At 38.7% G+C, this 18613-nt stretch carries 18 protein-coding genes and 1 other RNA gene; 6 read left to right on the top strand and 13 right to left on the bottom strand.

Annotated features, from left to right (window positions below):
* Positions 1-12 precede the first annotated feature (12 nt).
* The 4 genes from IMO47_RS07310 to IMO47_RS07295 all read right to left on the bottom strand — a co-directional run bounded on the left by IMO47_RS07310 (position 13) and on the right by IMO47_RS07295 (position 3088).
* Entirely contained in the window at positions 13-915 is a 903-nt protein-coding gene (locus IMO47_RS07310) for an alpha/beta hydrolase (protein WP_196074612.1), read from the bottom strand.
* Positions 899-1603: a BON domain-containing protein gene (locus IMO47_RS07305; protein ID WP_196074613.1), complete on the bottom strand. Its 705-nt coding sequence runs from the start codon at positions 1601-1603 to the stop codon at positions 899-901. Before IMO47_RS07305 ends, IMO47_RS07310 begins: the two co-directional genes overlap by 17 nt.
* 106 nt (positions 1604-1709) lie before the next feature.
* Positions 1710-2126 (bottom strand): YraN family protein, encoded by a 417-nt coding sequence (locus tag IMO47_RS07300; protein WP_196074614.1) that lies wholly within the window; start codon positions 2124-2126, stop codon positions 1710-1712.
* Between the two features lie 11 nt (positions 2127-2137).
* Positions 2138-3088 carry a penicillin-binding protein activator gene (locus IMO47_RS07295; protein WP_196074615.1) on the bottom strand — a complete coding sequence of 317 codons (951 nt, stop codon included), beginning with the start codon at positions 3086-3088 and terminating at the stop codon, positions 2138-2140.
* Positions 3089-3098: 10 nt separating this feature from the next.
* Here IMO47_RS07295 and rsmI point away from each other — a divergent pair, with 10 nt between their 5' ends.
* On the top strand, positions 3099-3941 hold the full coding sequence (rsmI, locus tag IMO47_RS07290; protein WP_196074616.1) for a 16S rRNA (cytidine(1402)-2'-O)-methyltransferase: 843 nt from the start codon (positions 3099-3101) through the stop codon (positions 3939-3941).
* Positions 3942-4136: 195 nt separating this feature from the next.
* On the opposite strand, the gene IMO47_RS07285 is transcribed toward rsmI, so the two are convergent.
* The 6 genes from IMO47_RS07285 to IMO47_RS07260 form a co-directional block, all read right to left on the bottom strand.
* The gene (locus IMO47_RS07285) at positions 4137-4388 is read right to left on the bottom strand and encodes a hypothetical protein (protein ID WP_196074617.1); all 252 of its coding nucleotides are present in this window, start codon (positions 4386-4388) and stop codon (positions 4137-4139) included.
* Between the two features lie 171 nt (positions 4389-4559).
* Positions 4560-5801 carry an FAD-dependent monooxygenase gene (locus tag IMO47_RS07280; protein WP_196074618.1) on the bottom strand — a complete coding sequence of 414 codons (1242 nt, stop codon included), beginning with the start codon at positions 5799-5801 and terminating at the stop codon, positions 4560-4562.
* Positions 5798-7009 carry a 2-octaprenyl-6-methoxyphenyl hydroxylase gene (gene ubiH / locus IMO47_RS07275; RefSeq protein WP_196074619.1) on the bottom strand — a complete coding sequence of 404 codons (1212 nt, stop codon included), beginning with the start codon at positions 7007-7009 and terminating at the stop codon, positions 5798-5800. Before ubiH ends, IMO47_RS07280 begins: the two co-directional genes overlap by 4 nt.
* A gap of 185 nt (positions 7010-7194) precedes the next feature.
* Positions 7195-8352, bottom strand: coding sequence for a tetratricopeptide repeat protein (locus IMO47_RS07270; protein WP_227552234.1), 1158 nt, complete (start codon positions 8350-8352; stop codon positions 7195-7197).
* 185 nt (positions 8353-8537) lie between these two features.
* Positions 8538-9860, bottom strand: a complete 1323-nt coding sequence (gene pepP, locus IMO47_RS07265; RefSeq protein WP_196074621.1) for a Xaa-Pro aminopeptidase — start codon at positions 9858-9860, stop codon at positions 8538-8540.
* A 312-nt stretch (positions 9861-10172) separates the two neighbouring features.
* Positions 10173-10805: a UPF0149 family protein gene (locus IMO47_RS07260; protein ID WP_196074622.1), complete on the bottom strand. Its 633-nt coding sequence runs from the start codon at positions 10803-10805 to the stop codon at positions 10173-10175.
* 64 nt (positions 10806-10869) lie between these two features.
* Between IMO47_RS07260 and IMO47_RS07255 the strand changes: the two genes are divergently transcribed.
* From IMO47_RS07255 to IMO47_RS07240, 4 genes are all read left to right on the top strand, one after another.
* On the top strand, positions 10870-11421 hold the full coding sequence (locus IMO47_RS07255) for a hypothetical protein (protein WP_196074623.1): 552 nt from the start codon (positions 10870-10872) through the stop codon (positions 11419-11421).
* A 2-nt stretch (positions 11422-11423) separates the two neighbouring features.
* Positions 11424-11708, top strand: a complete 285-nt coding sequence (locus tag IMO47_RS07250) for a cell division protein ZapA (RefSeq protein WP_196074624.1) — start codon at positions 11424-11426, stop codon at positions 11706-11708.
* Positions 11709-11808: 100 nt separating this feature from the next.
* Positions 11809-11990: non-coding RNA, 6S RNA (ssrS, locus tag IMO47_RS07245), on the top strand.
* Between the two features lie 661 nt (positions 11991-12651).
* A complete protein-coding gene (locus tag IMO47_RS07240) occupies positions 12652-13083 on the top strand; it encodes a GNAT family N-acetyltransferase (protein ID WP_242052620.1) in 432 nt (143 codons plus the stop codon).
* Between the two features lie 736 nt (positions 13084-13819).
* Here the strand turns inward: IMO47_RS07240 and IMO47_RS07235 are convergent.
* The 3 genes from IMO47_RS07235 to IMO47_RS07225 all read right to left on the bottom strand — a co-directional run bounded on the left by IMO47_RS07235 (position 13820) and on the right by IMO47_RS07225 (position 18067).
* Positions 13820-16405: a TonB-dependent hemoglobin/transferrin/lactoferrin family receptor gene (locus IMO47_RS07235; protein WP_196074625.1), complete on the bottom strand. Its 2586-nt coding sequence runs from the start codon at positions 16403-16405 to the stop codon at positions 13820-13822.
* Positions 16406-16545: 140 nt separating this feature from the next.
* Positions 16546-17529 (bottom strand): FecR domain-containing protein, encoded by a 984-nt coding sequence (locus tag IMO47_RS07230; protein WP_196074626.1) that lies wholly within the window; start codon positions 17527-17529, stop codon positions 16546-16548.
* Positions 17519-18067 (bottom strand): sigma-70 family RNA polymerase sigma factor, encoded by a 549-nt coding sequence (locus IMO47_RS07225; protein ID WP_196074627.1) that lies wholly within the window; start codon positions 18065-18067, stop codon positions 17519-17521. The genes IMO47_RS07230 and IMO47_RS07225 overlap by 11 nt, the downstream gene beginning before the upstream one ends.
* 120 nt (positions 18068-18187) lie before the next feature.
* On the opposite strand from IMO47_RS07225, the gene IMO47_RS07220 reads away from it, so the two are divergent.
* Positions 18188-18601 carry a hypothetical protein gene (locus tag IMO47_RS07220; RefSeq protein ID WP_196074628.1) on the top strand — a complete coding sequence of 138 codons (414 nt, stop codon included), beginning with the start codon at positions 18188-18190 and terminating at the stop codon, positions 18599-18601.
* Positions 18602-18613 lie beyond the last annotated feature (12 nt).

Here is an 18613-nt window from a genome sequence, read left to right as displayed (position 1 = left end):
GCCTAGCCCATGCTAGGCATTTTTAATTGCTTCATCTAAGACTTTTATAATTTCCGAGCGCGTCACAAAGAGACGACTGAACAAGCTTGAGACACTGCCCATAATTGAGATATGTCCTGTTTTAGGAATGGTCAAGATTTCACAATGATTGCCTTGTTCAAGCAATTGTTTTTTGAAGTCAAAGGAGTTCTGCGGCTTCACAATCTGATCATTTTCAGCCAGGAATAAATAATGTTTAACTTCATTCTTGGCAACAAAATAATATGGCATCACCTGTTGATAAGGAATGGTTTGATCAAATGCACCTTCAGCCAAAGCATCATTTTTATAATCAAAATGATAAGGTCCTGCAATTCCAATCAATGCTTTGATGTTGGGTTTTAACGGCAAAGCATAATTTTTCGGATGATACAATAAAGAGGCTATATTGAACGCCCCTGCTGAATGTCCCATCAAAGCAATTTGGTCTGTTGAAATACCTAAACGTAATTGCTGTTGTTCAAGATAATTTAAGGCAACGGCTAAATCATCCACATAACTTGGAAACTTATGTTCAGGAGCCAAATGGTAATTCAGCACCGCAACATTATAGCCATAGCGGCTAAACGCTTCCCCTACAAACTTGTAGGCACTTTTATCACCATGACTCCAAGCACCGCCATGAACAAAAACAATCAAAGCTTTGGTTTGGGTTTGATGGGAAATATATAAATCTAAACGTTGTCGGGCTTTTAAACCATAAGCAATGTTTTGTTTTATGGAATATCCCTTTTTGGGAGTCAATCCATTAAGGGTTATGCTGCCTAAGTCATATAAACGAAAATCTTGATAATGCGTTTTAAACTTAACTTTAAGTTGTTGAAATTGCTTGCCAAGTTTAACTTTAAGCAATTCTAGCCTATTGTTGGATAACATTATTGTTTTGCCCTGTAGCATCTGGATCAATTGCAACAGGGGTTTGCACATCAGGTTGTTGTGCATTGTTTACCACAGGTGCCGTAAACGATGAAGTTTGAACTGAATTATTCGCTTGCTCAACATTGTCAATCAAGGTCACGATTTTAGTCACATTCCCAACTTTTTGTAAAACATCATTTAAATCCGCAATTTCAGCATTATTTAGACGTCCCAGAACATACAGAACACCATCTTCAGTATGGACCAAAACTTTATTATCAGAGACCACAGGCGCTTTCATAATTAAGCCACGGGTATTCACCGTGACAGAGGCGTCCTGCATGATGGTGCTATAACCGATTTGATTGCCAACAGTTAAGTAATTGTGTACCGCTTTTACATCACTCATTGCACGTAAATTGTCTTCGGCAAGTTGTTTTAAATGTGCATCGGGTACTTGCCCAGTAAGTAAAACATTGCTGTGAAAACTATTAATATTGACACGAGATTGTTTAAATCGAGCATCTAATTTATATAAGTTAATTTTTGCAGTACGCTCAATAGAAGAATCAATAAAAACTTGTCCTAAAGATCGGACACCGCTTTCTGTTCCTACTGGTGAAGAACCAGTACCACCAGAGATAAAACTCGCGCAACCAGATAAACTTGCTACACACATCATGGTGATGACAATACGCTTTAACACTCAGCAAGACTCCTATTGATTTTAACTGACAACACAACATCTTGATTGCCTATTAAGATGTTGGAACATATCTTTTTTTTGAGAAAAACTGTGGGGCAATTCTTCGTCACAGATTAATCAAGTCTGCATCCAAAGTAAATGCATTTTCAATCCAAGACTGATCATAAGAGATTTTACTTAAGTCTTGCTGTACGTTTTTTGCAAATTTATGATGTAAATCAAACCCAATTACATCAAAACGACAATAATACTGTTCATATTGCGGATATTCTTGTAAAAACCTAAAGGCTGTCTTGATCATTTTCTGCTGTTTGGACAAATTTACTGCTTCAAAAGCGTATCCCCTATAGTTTGAAGTTCTTGCTTTGACTTCAATAAAAACCAACTCTTGTTGTGATTCAGCGACAATATCGATTTCACCAAAACGTGAAAAATAGTTTAATTTGACAATCGCATAGCCTGATTGCCGCAATATTTTTACTGCCTCTTGCTCCGCCCATGATCCTAGATTATTTTTAGCCATCGATCATTCAACTATAAGGGCACTAAGTTATTTTTAGAGCGCTCAAAACATTGTGGAATGCGCTCAACACGATTCCCTTCGATTTTAATTTTTCCTGTCCGCCCATTAAAGGTTAGACTTTTGACATTGGGATCCAACACAAATTGTTCAGCAATGTTCCAAGCATCACCACCAAACGCATATAAACGTTGATAAGGTAATGATGTGGGTTGATCCTTATAGGCTTTCACCACATCTTCCCATTCTTTGATATACAAAGCAGGCACATCACAGAACTTCATGCCTTTCGGTAATGTTTTACTTTCATTCAAGGCGATCGCTTGAGTATAAATATTCTTTTTCTTTAACTTCTTTAAATTTGCCAGCCATTGATTTGAGCCAAGCAATAAAATACCTTCACTTGCTTTGGTCGTATTTGGCATCGCATCCACTGGGTCAACTTCTCCTGCATAGTTTGCGAAAAGAGCATTTAAAAAACTGATTGATTCCGCTTCAGTGCCCTTTTCACGAACAACATAGAGTTTGCTCACTTTATCATGCTGAATATAATCCAGTAGCGCTAAAGCATCATCATTTTTAGACAGACTATATTGCCAAACATTTTTATAGGTTGGATAGACTTCATTTAAAGCCAGCACTGGAACTTTAGGTTTTAAATTGATCAACGCTTCTACATCTGGACGTGCCAAGGGACCAATAATCATTTGGGTCTTTTTATTTACATTTTGCTTCAAAATGGTTTTGATGTTTTTTTGATCAGAATCCACAAATTTTAATGGGATTTGATTCTTGGATGCATGAGATGCATTCAATATTCCTTGTTTGATACTTAAACCTGCTCGCGACATGGGACCTGTTTCAGGTAAGATAACAAGAATTTCTGCGTGAACTTGGATTGTAAATCCAATTATTCCCAAACATACCAGTCTTTTAATACTGTTCAACACTATCTTATTTTTCATGGAGACCTTTATGAGTGCTCAATTATTTGTCGTAGCGACCCCAATTGGGCACTTAGATGATATGACTTTCCGTTCTATTGAAGTTTTAAAGTCGGTTTCTATTATTGCGGCAGAAGATACCCGCCAATCCGCTCAATTATTAAAACATTATAATATCTCAACTCCGCTTACTGCGTGTCATGATCATAATGAAAGTAACAAAATTGATATACTTATCGAAAAATTAAAGCAAGGTCAAGATATTGCACTGGTGAGTGATGCCGGAACCCCGCTTATTAGTGATCCTGGATTTAAATTGGTCCGTGCTGCACAAGACAATGGCATCCGAGTCATTCCTGTACCGGGTGCTTGCGCTGCAATTGCAGCGTTGAGTGCTGTTGGCTTGCCAAGTGACCGTTTCAGTTTTGAAGGTTTTCTTTCTTCAAAACAATCTCAGCGTTTAATACAACTAGAAAAATTGAAATATGAAACGCAAACCATGATTATCTATGAAGCACCCCATCGTATTTTAGACAGTGTCAAAGATATGGCTCAGGTTTTTGGTGAACAGCGCCCTGTTGGTTTTGCTCGCGAGATCACTAAAACTTTTGAAACCATTAAAAAAATGACGCTAGGTGAATTGATAAGCTTTATTGAAAATGATCACCACCAACAAAAAGGCGAAATCGTTTTAGTGATTGGCGGTCTACCTGATGCCAAAGACCAAGATGTAGAACAAGAGAAGTTAGACCAACTACTTACACGATTATTACAGGACTTATCTGTTAAAGCAGCATCACAACTCGCCGCTGACCTGATGGGCATCAAAAAGAAAATTGCCTATCAACGTGCTTTAGAACTAACAGATCATTAATCATTTGATTGAATGAAACATAAAGAAATGACTGGATGTCATTTCTTTATGTTGATAACACTTATTTTTATCACTTCGATATTACAACCCACATTATCCTAGGTTGAATCATTCAACCGAATACCCTAAATCAAATCAGCATTCCATAATCGACCGTCTAAAGTCATTAAAAAAGCACCTGTCGGTGCTTTGAAATCAATCTTTTGCAGATTCATCAGGAGGAACTTCAGTGATTTTTCCACCCCGCGCTAAAAATGCAGCGATTTCGTCTTCCAATGCTTCACGTTGTCTTTTTTTCGCAGTTACTGTGAGTGTTTCAGCTTCAGCCAAGTCTGTATCAGAGACTGTAGAATCGCTTGCAGCAGCACCTTTTTCTGCTGCTTGAGCTTCATCGTCGTCTACCGCTTGGTCTTCTGAACTATCATCATAATCATTTGTATCTGTCATCTTGAACTCCCCATCAATGACGTCAATTTACCATTAAAAAATGGTGATGTTTTACAGAGAAATGTACCAATCTCTAACGCATTCGACTAGTCTCTAGACACATAAAATCGTGTTTTTTTTCATCAAATTCGTAATATTGTTTAAGCGATTGTTTAAAAAATATCTGTCTGTTCACGAAATGGCATATTGCGTGCTTTTTAACGTTTCTAATCCGTTGGCTTTTGCTAAAAACTGATCTTTAAAAAAGGCAGTGTTCTCTACTTGTTTCAGACCAAAATTGCGTGCCCAGACTACGGGGAACATTTCAGCAGTTTCCAGGAAACCAAGCATAGACATACTATGCATCATGGCATCATTCTGTCCTTTTCGCTTGTGTTCATAACGTTTTAAGGTCTGTTCCTGTGCCCATACCCCACGTTTTTTATCTTTTAATAAGACATCACACAACACTGCCGCATCCAAACAACCAATATTCACTCCCTGCCCAGCCAATGGATGAATGACATGTGCAGCATCACCAATCAATGCCAATCCATCTTTGACATAGCGCTGCGCAGCACGAGCCTTGAGGGGAAATTTTGCACGCGGGGTTGCTTCGATTATTTCACCCAACATGTGATGGCTTTCACGAGTCAGAAGTTGACAGAAAGCTGAATCATTCAAACGGGCATATTCATCAGCATAATCATCGGGTAAGGTCCAGACGATTGAAATCCAATGCTCGGCTTGTTCAGGATTCAAACTCGCCATGGGTAAAAATGCCAAAGGACCTGTTGGATGGAAAATTTGACGAGCCACATAACGGTGTGGTTGTACGGTACGAATCGCACATGTCAAACCGGCTTGCTGATAGTCAAGGATATCGTAGTCAATAAAAGCTTGCTCACGCACAAATGAATTTGCTCCATCCGCACCAATCACCAACTTAGTCTTTAACTGACTGCCATCTGCAAGATGAATCATCCAACCACCGACACTTTGTTCGACACGGACCACTTTCACTTGTGTTCGGTAGTCATGTAATTGTTCAAGCATTTTCTGCTGGATGGCGAGATTTAACAAACTGGGTTCAACCATTGAACCTAAGCTGTGTTCGTCTGTCGGAAAGTTTAAGGATTGTTGACCAAAATTAATTTCCCCATAGCCATTTTTATTCCAGACTTGCATTCCCGTGTAGGGCATTTTACGAGCAATGTTATCCCAAACATTCACCGTTTTAAGTAAATGGATGGTTGCTTGGCTCAGCGCCAAAACCCGTGGATTCGCTTGAGCCAAAACTTTTTGTTCATCTAAAATTGGCGCCGCATCTAATACGGTGGCTTGAACACCGCCTTGCGCCAAAAGTAATGCGGTTAACCCCCCCACAAGACCACCGCCAATAATAACGACATCCATGATATTTTGCTGTGTCATGCTTTCAACCCCATTGCATAATTGGCAACCAAGGGTTTAATTCCTGGAATAACATCAAATGCAATCAATCCAGTATTACGTATTAATTTTAAAACCGCATTTTGATTGCTGAAGCCGCGCACAACCGAATCGCAGAATTTAATGACCCGCTGTTGATCTGTTAAACGGGCTTGTTCATATGCTTTCAACATTTCAGGCTCACCAATGTCATCAGATTTGGCGATTTGTGCTGTGATATAACGCATCAATACATCAGCATCACGCATGCATAAATTAAACCCTTGCCCTGCTACGGGATGAATGGTATGTGCAGCATTTCCCATCAAGATCACACGCCCAACCGCCTGTTTCTCTGCCAGTACTTGTGATAATGGGAAGCTAAAACGTTGACCTGTTTTTTGGAATTTACCTGCACGATCACCATAAGTCTGCTGCAAGGCATCCAGAAAATGCTGATCATTCTCTTCACCTAACCACTCGCCCTCTGTTCCTTTTTTGACAGGCCACACCACTGAACGGCGACATTCTCCAGGTAAAGGCAGTAATGCCAATGGACCTAAATGGCTGAAGCGCTCAAAGCCGACATGTTGATGTGGCTTTGAGGTCTGTACTGTAGTGACAATCGCGACTTGATCATAATCATGCACATCCACGCCTACGCCTAAAGCTTGGCGACAGAAAGAGTCTCTACCATCGGCAGCAATGACCAATTTGGATTTGATTGAATGGGTATATTCTTCCCCACGACTTGCTTCAATATACACAAATTCATTGTCTTGTTTAAGGGAACGTACTTGTACACCGTCAATCAATTCAATTAACGGTTGCTGACGCACCTGTGTCAGAAGAACTCGCCCAAGCCAAGCATTTTCAATCACCTGCCCGAAGCTTTCGACTTTTTCCTGATCTGCTTTTAAACGTGCTTTACCGAAACTGCCTTGTTCTGTGATATGCACTTCAAGGATCGGAGTTGCATGGTCTTGTAAAGCATTCCATAGACCGAGTTTTTGGTAGATCTGCACAGTACGCCGTGAAAGTGCGGTATTTCTGGCATCAAAACTGGAGTGATAAGGTACAGCATTATTGTCATCATAATTTGGGTATTTCACAGCTTCTAAAAGCTTTACAGCAATATTCGCTTTCGCCAACATGAGTGCTAGACTCAACCCAACCATTCCACCGCCAACGATGATGACTTCTTGTTGCATGCTTTGATCCTTTCTATACGTGATTCAGCTTGCTGAATACTTATAATCTTGATGAATTTTATCTTACATCAAGCGAGATTATTTTAATATTGAAATAGGAAATTGTTGCTTTGATTTGTACTGAATCAATACGTTATTAAAAAAATGGGGCAAACAAAAAACGCCCCATGCAAAACACAAAGAAATTACTTGTTCAATTCATCCAAGCGTTTCTGTGCATCTTCATTAAAATGACTCGCTGCTTGGTAGTACCATCGCTTTGCCATTTTGATGTCCACCGCAAAACCTCGTCCATGCTCATACATTAAACCCAGTTTATAAGGTGCAGCAGCATGTCTTAGTTTCGCTGCCTTACGATAAAGAATTGCCGCTTCTTCAAAACTGTGTTCCACCCCTTCACCCAATTCGTACATCTCCCCCAACACAGTCAGAGCATCGGCGTTTCCATCAGCTGCTGCTTTAGATATCCATGCCAAAGCGTGTTGGATGTCTTTTTTGATGCCTTTCCCTGTTTTAAAAAGTAACCCTAAATGAAGTTGCCCATAATGATCATTTTGATCAGCAGATTTTTGATACCAATATTGTGCTTTTTCAACATCTTGTTCAACACCATGCCCCTGCTCATACATCATGCCCAGTTGATTCTGAGCCACTGCATCGTCCTTTTCTGCCCGTTTTAAGACTCGGTTATAGGCTGGGATTTTGTTATAATCAATTTTCAATGATTGCTTTACCTTGTAATCACAATCAATGATATCGAAACCCAAGAAATGTCCGAACATCTGCACCATCAGTACACGGGCTAATCCTGTGTGATACACCGTCTGTTTTTTTGAATTAATATAATAATATTTAAAGTAATTTTCATGATCATCAACATGCACTAATGAAAAATCAAGATCAGTTAGTTTTTCTTTCTTTGTCTTTCCATTTTCCACATATTCATGCTCATAATAGATTGAAAAATCAAGCCATTCCTTTTCAAAATCCTGCACCTCTCCTTCAAGATACAAATCTTCATCTTCCTCCTGCAACATCCTTCTGACTTCTTGATTATTTTTATAAATCAGATAGCTGTAACTATCACAACTATCCACACATTCGAAAAAAATAAACCAATCACTAAAAGGCAAATCAACAAGTAATTCCTGCCATAGCTCAGGATGATTGTATGCTGAATAAAAAATATCGATATTATCAATAATTACAAAGTTACCGTGTATCAGCTCGATTCGAATTGTGGTATCGCTTTCAATAATTTCATCTTCATTTTGCATCCATGTATAAACCACCGTTTTGATTTCTTGGATGTCACCTTGGAATGGAAACACCATTCCAGTCATTCGAGTACCCATCGTTTTTATAATCTTAAGCAAACTATCAAAGCAGCATCATACCTGATCAAGACCACAAAATGACTGCATGGATAAGCTTAGTTTCGTAAAAAAGAAGCGCAATATTCTCAAAATATTGCGCTTATAGAAGCCATTTGAATGCAATGACTCCGTTACTCACCAAATTAAGGCTCTCAGTTTCGGGATGCCATCAAAGCTTCAATGTCTTCTATGGATTTCACCACATTCTTGGTCAACACCAAAGGTCCTTGTTCGGTGGCTACGACATCATCTTCAATTCGGATACCGATGCCACGCCATTTTTTCTCAACAGTTTCGTCATCTGGTGCGATATATAGACCCGGCTCTACTGTAACCACCATGCCGGGTTCATAGGTTCGCCATTGACCATTGTCATCTTTATAAGTACCAACATCATGTACATCCATACCGAGCCAATGCCCAGTACCATGCATATAGAACTGACGATAACTTTCAGATTCAATAATTTGCTCAACATCCCCTTGCATAATTCCAAGATCAACCAAACCTTCAACCAGAATCCGTACTGCGACCGTATGCGGTTCTTTATAGGAATTCCCAATTTGAATCGCTTCGATCGCTGCGATCTGAGCATCTAAAATGATTTGATATAAGACTTTCTGTTCAGGGCTAAATTTGCCATTCACAGGAAAAGTGCGCGTAATGTCCGAGGCATAACATTCATATTCACAGGCTGCATCAATCAATACCAAATCACCATCTTTCAAGGGTTGGTTATTTTCGACATAATGCAAAATACAGCCATTTTTACCACCGCCTACAATACTGTTATAGGCAGGTACGCAACCCTGTTGACCAAAGATATAATTCAATTCGGCTTCTAAAGCATATTCCATCATGTCTGGATGAACACTTTGCATCGCACGTGTATGTGCATCTGCACTGATATTTGCTGCGATTTGCATCAGCTCAATTTCTTCGGCTGATTTATGCAAACGCATTTCATCCAAAATTTGGTCAAGCTGAATAATGTGTGCAGGTACACCAAAACCGCGACTGGATTCATGTGCCTTGGCAATCCAATGACTTATTTTGGCATCAAACTCTGCGCGTTGACCAACGCGATAGTACAGTTTTTGTTTATTTAAAATCTTGCTGATAATTTCCTCATCAAGCAGATCAATAGCATATGCCTCATCTGCTTCATAAGCATCAATTGCACCATCAACTCCCGCGCGATAGCCATTCCAAATTTCCATTTCACGATTTCGTTCACGGCAAAATAGACTATAAACGTACATTTCACCGGTTTCATCTGTTTCGATTACAGCAACTGCTTGTGGTTCAGCAAAACCTGTCAGATAAAAAAAACTACTGTCTGCACGAAACTTGTAGTCAGCATCTCTATTTCGCATGACTTCCGGACTGGTGGCGATAATTGCAATGCTATTGGGACCCATTTGTTCAGCGAGGCGGTCACGACGTTCCTGAAAATCTGCTTGAGTTAATTTCATTCTCTATTCAGCTTGCCTTTCAGTTCATTAAATCAGTTGGTGAATGTTTAACTTACAGTTTGCGCGGGTTAAATGTAAATACAGCTACAGCAATATTTAGCTATTTATCTTAAAACAAAAACAGCAATATTCTATTCAAGCAGATATGCAGACAGACTTTAATCTCACCAGTTAAAGCGGCTTCACCTCAATACCAGAATAGATCAATATCCAATCATACAAAATGGCTGATCGCTCCCTCTAAGTTTTAGAGATCAATACAATCAACCATTTCATTAAAATCTGGCAAGGCTTAATCTTGAACAAAAAATTTTAACTTGGACGGTGTGGAGTAAACATTTCGACCACATTATTACTTTCAGATGAGTCAATCGCCTGCTTCATTTTGCTATGAAAATTTTGCAACAAAGGACTTTCTGAAACAGGCAGTTTTTTTCGCCCTACAGATAATGATACTGGAATCAAGCGAACAAACTCATATAATTCCTCATAGCTTGCTTCACCCTCTTCATCATCATCTGACTCATCAAATTCAACAGAGGCTACATCCTGCAAACTTTCAATCAATTCTTGTTCGTCTGCACGAATATGACCGGAAGCCAAACCAAAACCTAAAACGACACCTGCACACCAGTCAGCCAAAGCTTGAACGCGTTCCGATAATAAATGTCCGTCGTCTGGAAGCATCGGAAGATAGTCCAAATCATCTTCTGCAAGTGCATGTGCGACATCTTCCGTTTCATCTGAGAGAATAGCCAGTGCTTCATCGTCTAATTTTGGAACATCCAACGTCGATAAAATTTGTAACCATTCATCTCGGGTTGGCACTTCGGTAACACAAACTATACCCGTTAATAAGCCATGTAACTCACTCGGGCTTGAAATTTCTTCAATCCCTTTAAAATTCTGGTTCCAATCTGACCAACCTGAAATATCGTCTTGCATTCGCTTATCCAATCTCTATACTTCTGTATATATTACCTTTGATTGCAAATCTGTGCGACCCGTTATGTTAGAACAATTACAGCGTCTACAAACGCATATTGGTGTTTTAAAAACACGAATCGAAACTGTTGAGAAAGAAAATGCATCGCTGTTAAAAGAAAAAGATAACAGTGAAGAGCAGGCTCATGCCCAAATCAGCCATAAAAACAGCATTATTACTCAAAAACAAGATGAAATTGATACGTTGACTGAACAGCTTGCTCAGTTGCAAAATCAATTTCAACAACTGAATACAGATGCCTCTTCTTTGGCTGAACGCTATAGCCGTTTAGAAAAAAGCTGTACAGATTTAAAAAATCGTTTTCAGGAAATTTTAGCTGAACGTAATGAATTACGTGTGGTAAAAGAGAAAATGGCAAATGAACAGCGCCACCATTTACAGGATATTAAAAACCTGCAAGATGAGCGTGAACGTTTAATCCAAAAAAATGAACATGCAAAGACCAAAGTTGAAGCAATTATTCAACGTCTTTCTATTTTAGGCACTGAACAAGATCATCACGCGCAAGAAATCCAACAGCTTGCTCATCCGTCAGAATCTAATGAGGAAGTATAAATATGTCTGAGCATGTAACGGTAGAATTACGATTAATTGAACAAACCTTCCGTTTGGGAACAACCACGGATAAGCGGCATGAATTAGAGCGTGCAGGTCAGCTATTAAATGATAAATTCCAAGAATTTCGCCGTAAAGCGCCCAACGTTGAACATAATAAGTTGGTGATCATGGTTGCATTGGAATTGATGCAGGAAGTGTTGAGTATGAATAAAACGTTACAAGAATACGCACAATGTGAACGTTTATTAGAAACAATGCTTGAAGATGTTGAAAAAGCGGGGTAATCCGCTTTTTTTTCGTGCGGTTGATTCTTTTTTTTACTCTATATTTATAATTTGTGACCTTTGACGATTTGCCACAAAGCTCAGATTATGTATACTTAATACAACTCTGGGGTGTTCGCCAGTACGTCTATTCCCCTGCCGATACTTAAACTTATGGATGTGTTCTGTATATTTTGAGTGTATGCCCACCGCGAGTGGGAAACCCAGTAAGTGTACGTCACGTCCACCTTGAACTCATCGGGTTCAGGGTAACGACCATGCAGCGGCATCACCGGAGTACTTTATTTAATTATAAAAATTAATGCTTAAATTTATAATGCTGTTATGCCCATCTTTAGTCATCATTGTAGTGCCTTAAAAAAATTATCCCGAGCAGTTGTATTGCTTTCATCAGAGCGATTATTGATGTCATATTCAGTTCAGGCTTAAAGTCTTTGTGATTCAAATCAAATTTAATGAATAAATAAAACTGGATTCAAATTCCCAACAACCAAACTGTAATCACTCAGTAAAATCATTCTCCATATTTGATTCAAAAAATTATTTTTTCTCATGAATTGTCTTCAAATCTGGTCTAATGTTGGCGAGATTATGCTGTAATTCAAAGATGTGGCTTAAAGCTTTTCCTATCAGGAGAATATTTTCCCTAGGCTCTAGATCAGGGACTTCTTGAATCTTTTTTAGGATACTGCCCAATTTCAAAGCAATTTCACTCAAATCGGAATACATAGTTTCTCAGGTACTCATTTAAGATCTGTTGTTGAAAGATTGACGCTTCATCTATTGCCACAATAAATCAAGTTTTAAAGTATTGGTTCTGTCTTTCGGAAATCATGGGCGATGTTCAACAGATAAATTCACCGTTTTTCTGACAGTCGCTACCGTACAGATAAATCCAATCAGATGAAATGTTGTTATAGTACTTAGAAAAATGACAAAGTAGATGAATATAATGCTCATTCGCCTCGCCAATGAAGCCGATATCAAAGATTTAATCGCAATCGATAGTCTTGCCTCACAGGAACCTCAGCGCGTATTGCAAATTCACGCTTGGTGTACAGAAAGTACCTGCTTCCTCGCTGAGAAGGATGGAGAAATCATGGGCTATGGCGTATTAAATTACCATTTCTTTGGTTGTGGATTTATTGAAATGCTCATGGTGGGAGAGCGCTATCGTCGCTGTGGTACAGGACTTAATTTGCTGAATACATTAAAATCCAAATGCCAACATCCAAAGTTATTTACCACCACCAATCAGTCTAATTTTGCCATGCAACGCTTGTTGCTCAATTCTGGATTTATCAAGAGCGGTCAAATTGAAAATCTTGATGAGGGTGATCCAGAGTTAGTATTTTTTATTCCAATTCCTCAATAATCTGATTTTAGGCAATCCTATTAACGTGCATATTAAGCATAAAAACGCTCTCCTGCTCAATGGAATTGTTTTGTTTGCTTTATCATTCAAGGCATTCAGGTCGATTGAACTGAGTTAGGATAAAGCTACAATGGCGCGATCAAGTGATTGATACGCAAAAATTTGTCTGAAAATTTAGTATTTGCTGAATCATTTAAATTATAGCTTAACTACGAGCGTGAACGGCTTTAAGAAGAAAAGTCATCCAGAAATTTAACCTCATGTTAGAAACCGGCAGTGAGCATTTGCTATTTTTATCTGGTCCCTATGCAATATTGCATTCATAAGACTCTTAATATTTTTAAACAGCAATGATCATATAAAAAAACCCACTTGATGGAGTAAAGTGGGCGATTAAAACTGCATGTAGAGTTGAAGCACAACCTTCAGCACTATGATGTGAATATGACAAACAAAACTTTAAAATTCAAGTTTATTTTTTATCCATTGGTAAAGTTTTATGATCGTTTAGCAACCAACATGTAATTTAAAAAATATAATCAGCAATTTGGTTTAACTAGAAACAGGGAGCGTATCATTTCACTTGCTTGCAACAATAATGGCTCATCAGCAGTCAAAACAAATAATCGCGTCCATCCATTTACTACAGCAAATAAAATATAAGCAGCACAATATTCTATCAAACCCATGAACTACTCATGATTAACGATCTATGTTAGAAACCCGGTCTTTAGATTTAGAACTTTTGAGAAATACTGAATTTGTAGTCTCGGCCTGTGCCTGTCATATATTCACCCAAATACATTTTATACTCTCGATTAAACAGATTATCGATCGAAAAGTTGAGTATTGGTCCTTTCTCACCTACAGGTTGCCAGTCTGCATATACACCATGCAGTGAATATCCTTTGGTTTTAGGTAAAGAGAAAGAAGACGCTGCAATTGATTTATCATTATCAGATAAACTTCTGTCTTGAGCCGCAACAAAAATTCCTCTCCATCCCATGGTTAAGTGATGCTCAGGTACATTTACCCCTAAAGTTGCAGTGGCTTTTTTAGGTGGGATATCCACCATCCATGTTTTTTGGTCAAACCATGGATTTACAGGCGAGTTATCGCGTTGCCCACGAATATAGGAGTAGGTTAAACCTGCAAACCAAGTCGGTTGATTGTAGAAAACTTCAGCTTCATAGGCTTTAATGGTGTAATCGGTAACGTTTCGATAGAAACCATGATTGTATTTGCCATTGCAGTCTTTAACACTGCCCTCACCTGTACTTGCATTATTTTCTGCTTGGGCTTGGCAAAAGGTTGAACGGTTTCTAAATATTTCGTCAGCCCCACGATTACGGTGATAGGTTAAACGTACTTGCAGGTGATCATCTGTATTGAACAAATCATCAAAGTTCATTTCATTACCGATACGTATCGCCAGCATTTTTTCAGGAAGCAAATAACGACTGGTCGATGGAACAGTGGTTGCCGCTGATTGCACATAATACTGCTCATCAACACGAGGAGCACGCCATGTCTTACTCACATTGGCAAACCATGTCATGTAGTCTGTTTGCTTCCAAGACATTGCCAAACGAGGTGACCAACCTGTATAGGTTTTACTTGAGTAATCATGTCCTGCACTAGGATCATTATAGCGTGATGCTCGATTGGGTTTTCCTGTGTTTTCAATATGATCGTAACGTAACGATGGTGTAATAATGATATTATTGAACTGATATTGATCTTCCACAAAAGCACTCAACATTTGTTGATCACCTGCAGGCATATAGTTCGGCTCATAATAGCCAAAATTATAATCAGGCTTCTTCACATTATTTTTATCAAAAATAAGGGAATTTTGTTCCATCTTTTGATATTGCGTACCGACTTTTAACTTATGAGTACCATATTTAGTTTCTATATCACTGATATTACTGAGTTTGAAAGCTGTATTGGTATAGGTTACCCAACTTTCATTGCCTAAAAGTGCTGCTGAACCATTTACGCTTGGTAGTCTTAGGTCATGCTGATAGGTTTTTGAATATGAAGCAACCGCTTTGAGATTCAAATATGGATTGTCTGTTGGATTAAACTCATAATTTGCTGAATAACTGGTATCTTCCTGATCACGATAAACCAAGCGTCGTTTCCATGCTTCATCATAGCCATATTTTGCAATATCTGCCTGGGTAGGCACAGCATCCTGATCACGCATGGCAGCAAATGGCTCCCAACCCTCATGTCCGCTGTGCATAGCATTGACTGAAATTTTGTGTCCATCCGCAGGATAAAAATTAAGCTTTGCCAAATAGGTTTGCTGCTCTTGGGCAGAATATAGAAATGAACTGCCATCTGGACGTTTAACATTACCACTGTCCCGGTTGGTATAATAAAACAAGCCATCTACTACACCATTATCAGCCTTGCCATATACCGCACCTGTGTAGGTATTTTGGCTATTATTTGAATAGCGGGAATATTTTAAAAATGCCCCAACATTTTTATTTTCATCGAGCAAATCTGTCGCATCTTTGGTTTCTAGGGTAACCTTCCCACCAAAACCACCATTCCCAACTTCGACATTATGTGGACCTTTATCTACAGTGATTTTCTTTAAAATTTCAGGTTCTATAAATACCGATCCTTGACGATATTTATCAAAACTTTTTACAGAATCATCTAAAGTAATCGGAACATCTGCTACTCCACCCATGCCCAGAATATTGATCGTTTGACCACCAGGGCGAGGAGATCCAGCAGAACCGACACTGGGCATATTGTCTAGGAGCTGCGCCACATTATTGGCCTGATAACGATCAATTGCTTTTTGGTTTAAAACACTTTGCCCAAACTTAATCGTATCTTTTAGAACAGCTTCTACCACAATCGGCGTCATCTGATAAATCTGGTTTTGCCCATTCTGATTTGAAGGCAAATTTTTTTCTGAACTTACTTTTACATGGTTCGTTACAGGGGCACTTTCAACACTGGGCTTTTCCGTTAATACATAGCCAGCTGAAGTTTTTTGGATTTGAAAGGGGGTATTTTGAACCAACATTGTAAATATCTGGTCTAAGGTATATTTACCTTTGATACTTTTAATCTGATAACGATTGGTTTTGTTGGAATCAAGCAATAATGAGACATTGGCTTGCTGTGCCACGCTGTTTAACGCTTGGGTGAGTGAACCGCTTTGCACCTGATAGAAAGCGGTTGGAGTTACTCTTTCTGCATAAATCTGTGTACTGATGACTCCCATAGACAAGGCTATGGCAGCGGTCAATGCAAGTGGTTTTATGGCATTTCGATATAAAGACTGAGACATTTTAAAGCCACCTAAAATCAAATGATAATCATTCACTTCATTCAGTTAAAAAAATATGTGTTCTAACTTATATGACGAAGACCATCAGGGAAAACCGCAATGAATTATATTTTTTTAGATTGAATCATTGAATTCAGGAATTATTCTGTACTTATCGTAATTACATATTGACCTATTTTTTTGATTTTCAGCGGATATTGCATTGCTAAAAGCGCAAGAGTCTTTTCCAAATCTTGTTGGGTATTAATCACACCACTTACTTTGTATTGCTGGAGGCTCGCTCGGTTGAATATTAAATATTGGTGGTGGTAACGCTCCAAACGGGTAAGTAAATCCGACAGTGGTAAATCATTAGCTAAGATTTGCTGTTTCTGCCAGGCAAATGCCGTTGCAGCAATATCTATGTCTGAAATCTGGCTTAAGCCTTGCGAACCTGCGGTAATATTTTCACCTTGCTGAACCACCTTAGACAAATGATTTGACTGTAAGGCCGTCGCCTCGACTTTAGAATGCAACATATTCAACACACTGTGCTTTGGATATTGATAGACAATGAAGCGTGTTCCCAAAGCTTTATAATCTGCCTGAGGTGTGTGGATGATAAGCGGTCTGTTTGGATCTTTGGCAACATCGATATAAATATCCCCTTGTATGAGGTCAATTTGGCGCTGATCTGTTTTGAAATTCAAATTAATTGCAGATCGTGCACCCAAAGTCACTTTAGAGCCATCATCCAAGGTAAATGACTGCATTTCGCCAGTATTTGTTTTTAAATCAGCGGTGTAGTAAGAGAAAAGTATTGAGTGATAGGCAAAATATGTCACTGTTCCAACGCTCAGACAGAGTACAAAAACTTTGGTAAATAATTTCAGGATTTGCGTTTTACTTTGCTGGCTTACATGCATTGAATGTTGAACATTTTGACCAGAAATGCCATGCGTTATTGAAAGCTGTTGCATCGTTTCTGAAAAACTGAGCATTTCATCCAATTGCCCCTGATATTCAGGATATTGACTACGCCAAAGCTCAAATTCAATCTGAGCCTGACGGCGCTCCTCTTGATCATCTGCATTTAAGCGAACAATCCACAGCGCCATATCTTTACGCAACTGTTTAGCGTTCATCTTGCTCCAGCTCAAGCAGATTATTTTTCGCTTCGTAACATAGTTGTAGACATTCAGCTAAATACAATTGTGTACTGCGCAATGACCGACCAATCTCTAAGGCAACCTCACTTTGACTATAACCTTCAAAGTAATACATGATAAAAGCCTTACGCATCAGCGGGGTGGTATTTTGTAGCGCAACCGTCAAAAAGTCTAAAATTACCACTGCTTCTTCGATTTGATCGGATGACAGCACGCTTTCTTGTTCATCGACCTGTTGCTTTAAACTTTCTAGATAATTTTGTTCCAAGATATAACGGCGGTGCTTATCAATCAGTAGATGTTTGGCAACATTGACTAGATATGCTCGAGGTTCTTGAATAGAAAATAGCTGTTTTGTTTGCAATAGTTTGACAAAAGTATCTTGAACCAAATCGGCAGCACTAAAAGGATATTTGATCCTTAAACTTAACCAATGACGAAGCCAGTCATGATGATCCAGATACATGTCTTGCAGTAACTGCTGGCGTGATGGGGTTATGGGAGTCTGGATCATAAGATGCATTGTATAAATAAGAATAATAATAATTATCGTTTACATAAAGAATTTTGTAAATGCTCTATCCGACAACTTTTGTCCTTTAAAGAATGGACTTTTCCTTAAAATTATTTGATAATGATTATCAATTGCATTATTTTAAATTTGGTGAATATTGTGGAACAGCCTACTCTAGCAACGGAAGCCATCCGAGCATTTTTCACACTACAATGCTGTTGGTTAAATAATGAAGAAATTTATCTTGAAAAAGGTTGTTTACATTGTGGTTCTGCTGCCACCTATTTAATTTACTTCACCAATACGCCAATTCAAAATTTATTGCTTGATTTTATTCAGAAATTCAACTGCCATAATAGTCGTAAACTTGATTTACTTGACCTTTTAGACTTTGAAGAACAGTACAATGATTTTCTACAAATCTTGGAAAGTGCGGTCAATCGTTATGCTCGACAATATCAAAATCGCCCTAGAGCACTTGCATTTGAACAGGTGGATTCTATTTTCGAGCGAGAAGCTGCAGTTGCATGTTAAACTGCTGCAGTT

Origin of the sequence: Acinetobacter sp. Res13-Abat-PEC15-P4-01, from assembly GCF_015676285.1 — a bacterium.
GTDB classification, from domain to species: Bacteria; Pseudomonadota; Gammaproteobacteria; order Pseudomonadales; family Moraxellaceae; genus Acinetobacter; species Acinetobacter nematophilus.
The sequence above is the reverse complement of the archived record's forward strand: the minus strand, read 5'-3'. Positions and strand labels throughout refer to the sequence as shown.

Bases quoted from the DNA above. Each gene is read 5' to 3' on its own strand.
- IMO47_RS07310 (WP_196074612.1), bottom strand. From the start codon at position 915: ATGTTATCCAACAATAGGCTAGAATTGCTTAAAGTTAAACTTGGCAAG.
- IMO47_RS07300 (WP_196074614.1), bottom strand. From the start codon at position 2,126: ATGGCTAAAAATAATCTAGGATCATGGGCGGAGCAAGAGGCAGTAAAA.
- IMO47_RS07295 (WP_196074615.1), bottom strand. From the start codon at position 3,088: ATGAAAAATAAGATAGTGTTGAACAGTATTAAAAGACTGGTATGTTTG.
- rsmI (WP_196074616.1), top strand. From the start codon at position 3,099: ATGAGTGCTCAATTATTTGTCGTAGCGACCCCAATTGGGCACTTAGAT.
- IMO47_RS07285 (WP_196074617.1), bottom strand. From the start codon at position 4,388: ATGACAGATACAAATGATTATGATGATAGTTCAGAAGACCAAGCGGTA.
- IMO47_RS07280 (WP_196074618.1), bottom strand. From the start codon at position 5,801: ATGACACAGCAAAATATCATGGATGTCGTTATTATTGGCGGTGGTCTT.
- ubiH (WP_196074619.1), bottom strand. From the start codon at position 7,009: ATGCAACAAGAAGTCATCATCGTTGGCGGTGGAATGGTTGGGTTGAGT.
- IMO47_RS07270 (WP_227552234.1), bottom strand. From the start codon at position 8,352: ATGACTGGAATGGTGTTTCCATTCCAAGGTGACATCCAAGAAATCAAA.
- pepP (WP_196074621.1), bottom strand. From the start codon at position 9,860: ATGAAATTAACTCAAGCAGATTTTCAGGAACGTCGTGACCGCCTCGCT.
- IMO47_RS07260 (WP_196074622.1), bottom strand. From the start codon at position 10,805: ATGCAAGACGATATTTCAGGTTGGTCAGATTGGAACCAGAATTTTAAA.
- IMO47_RS07255 (WP_196074623.1), top strand. From the start codon at position 10,870: ATGTTAGAACAATTACAGCGTCTACAAACGCATATTGGTGTTTTAAAA.
- IMO47_RS07250 (WP_196074624.1), top strand. From the start codon at position 11,424: ATGTCTGAGCATGTAACGGTAGAATTACGATTAATTGAACAAACCTTC.
- IMO47_RS07240 (WP_242052620.1), top strand. From the start codon at position 12,652: ATGAATATAATGCTCATTCGCCTCGCCAATGAAGCCGATATCAAAGAT.
- IMO47_RS07235 (WP_196074625.1), bottom strand. From the start codon at position 16,405: ATGTCTCAGTCTTTATATCGAAATGCCATAAAACCACTTGCATTGACC.
- IMO47_RS07230 (WP_196074626.1), bottom strand. From the start codon at position 17,529: ATGAACGCTAAACAGTTGCGTAAAGATATGGCGCTGTGGATTGTTCGC.
- IMO47_RS07225 (WP_196074627.1), bottom strand. From the start codon at position 18,067: ATGATCCAGACTCCCATAACCCCATCACGCCAGCAGTTACTGCAAGAC.
- IMO47_RS07220 (WP_196074628.1), top strand. From the start codon at position 18,188: ATGATTATCAATTGCATTATTTTAAATTTGGTGAATATTGTGGAACAG.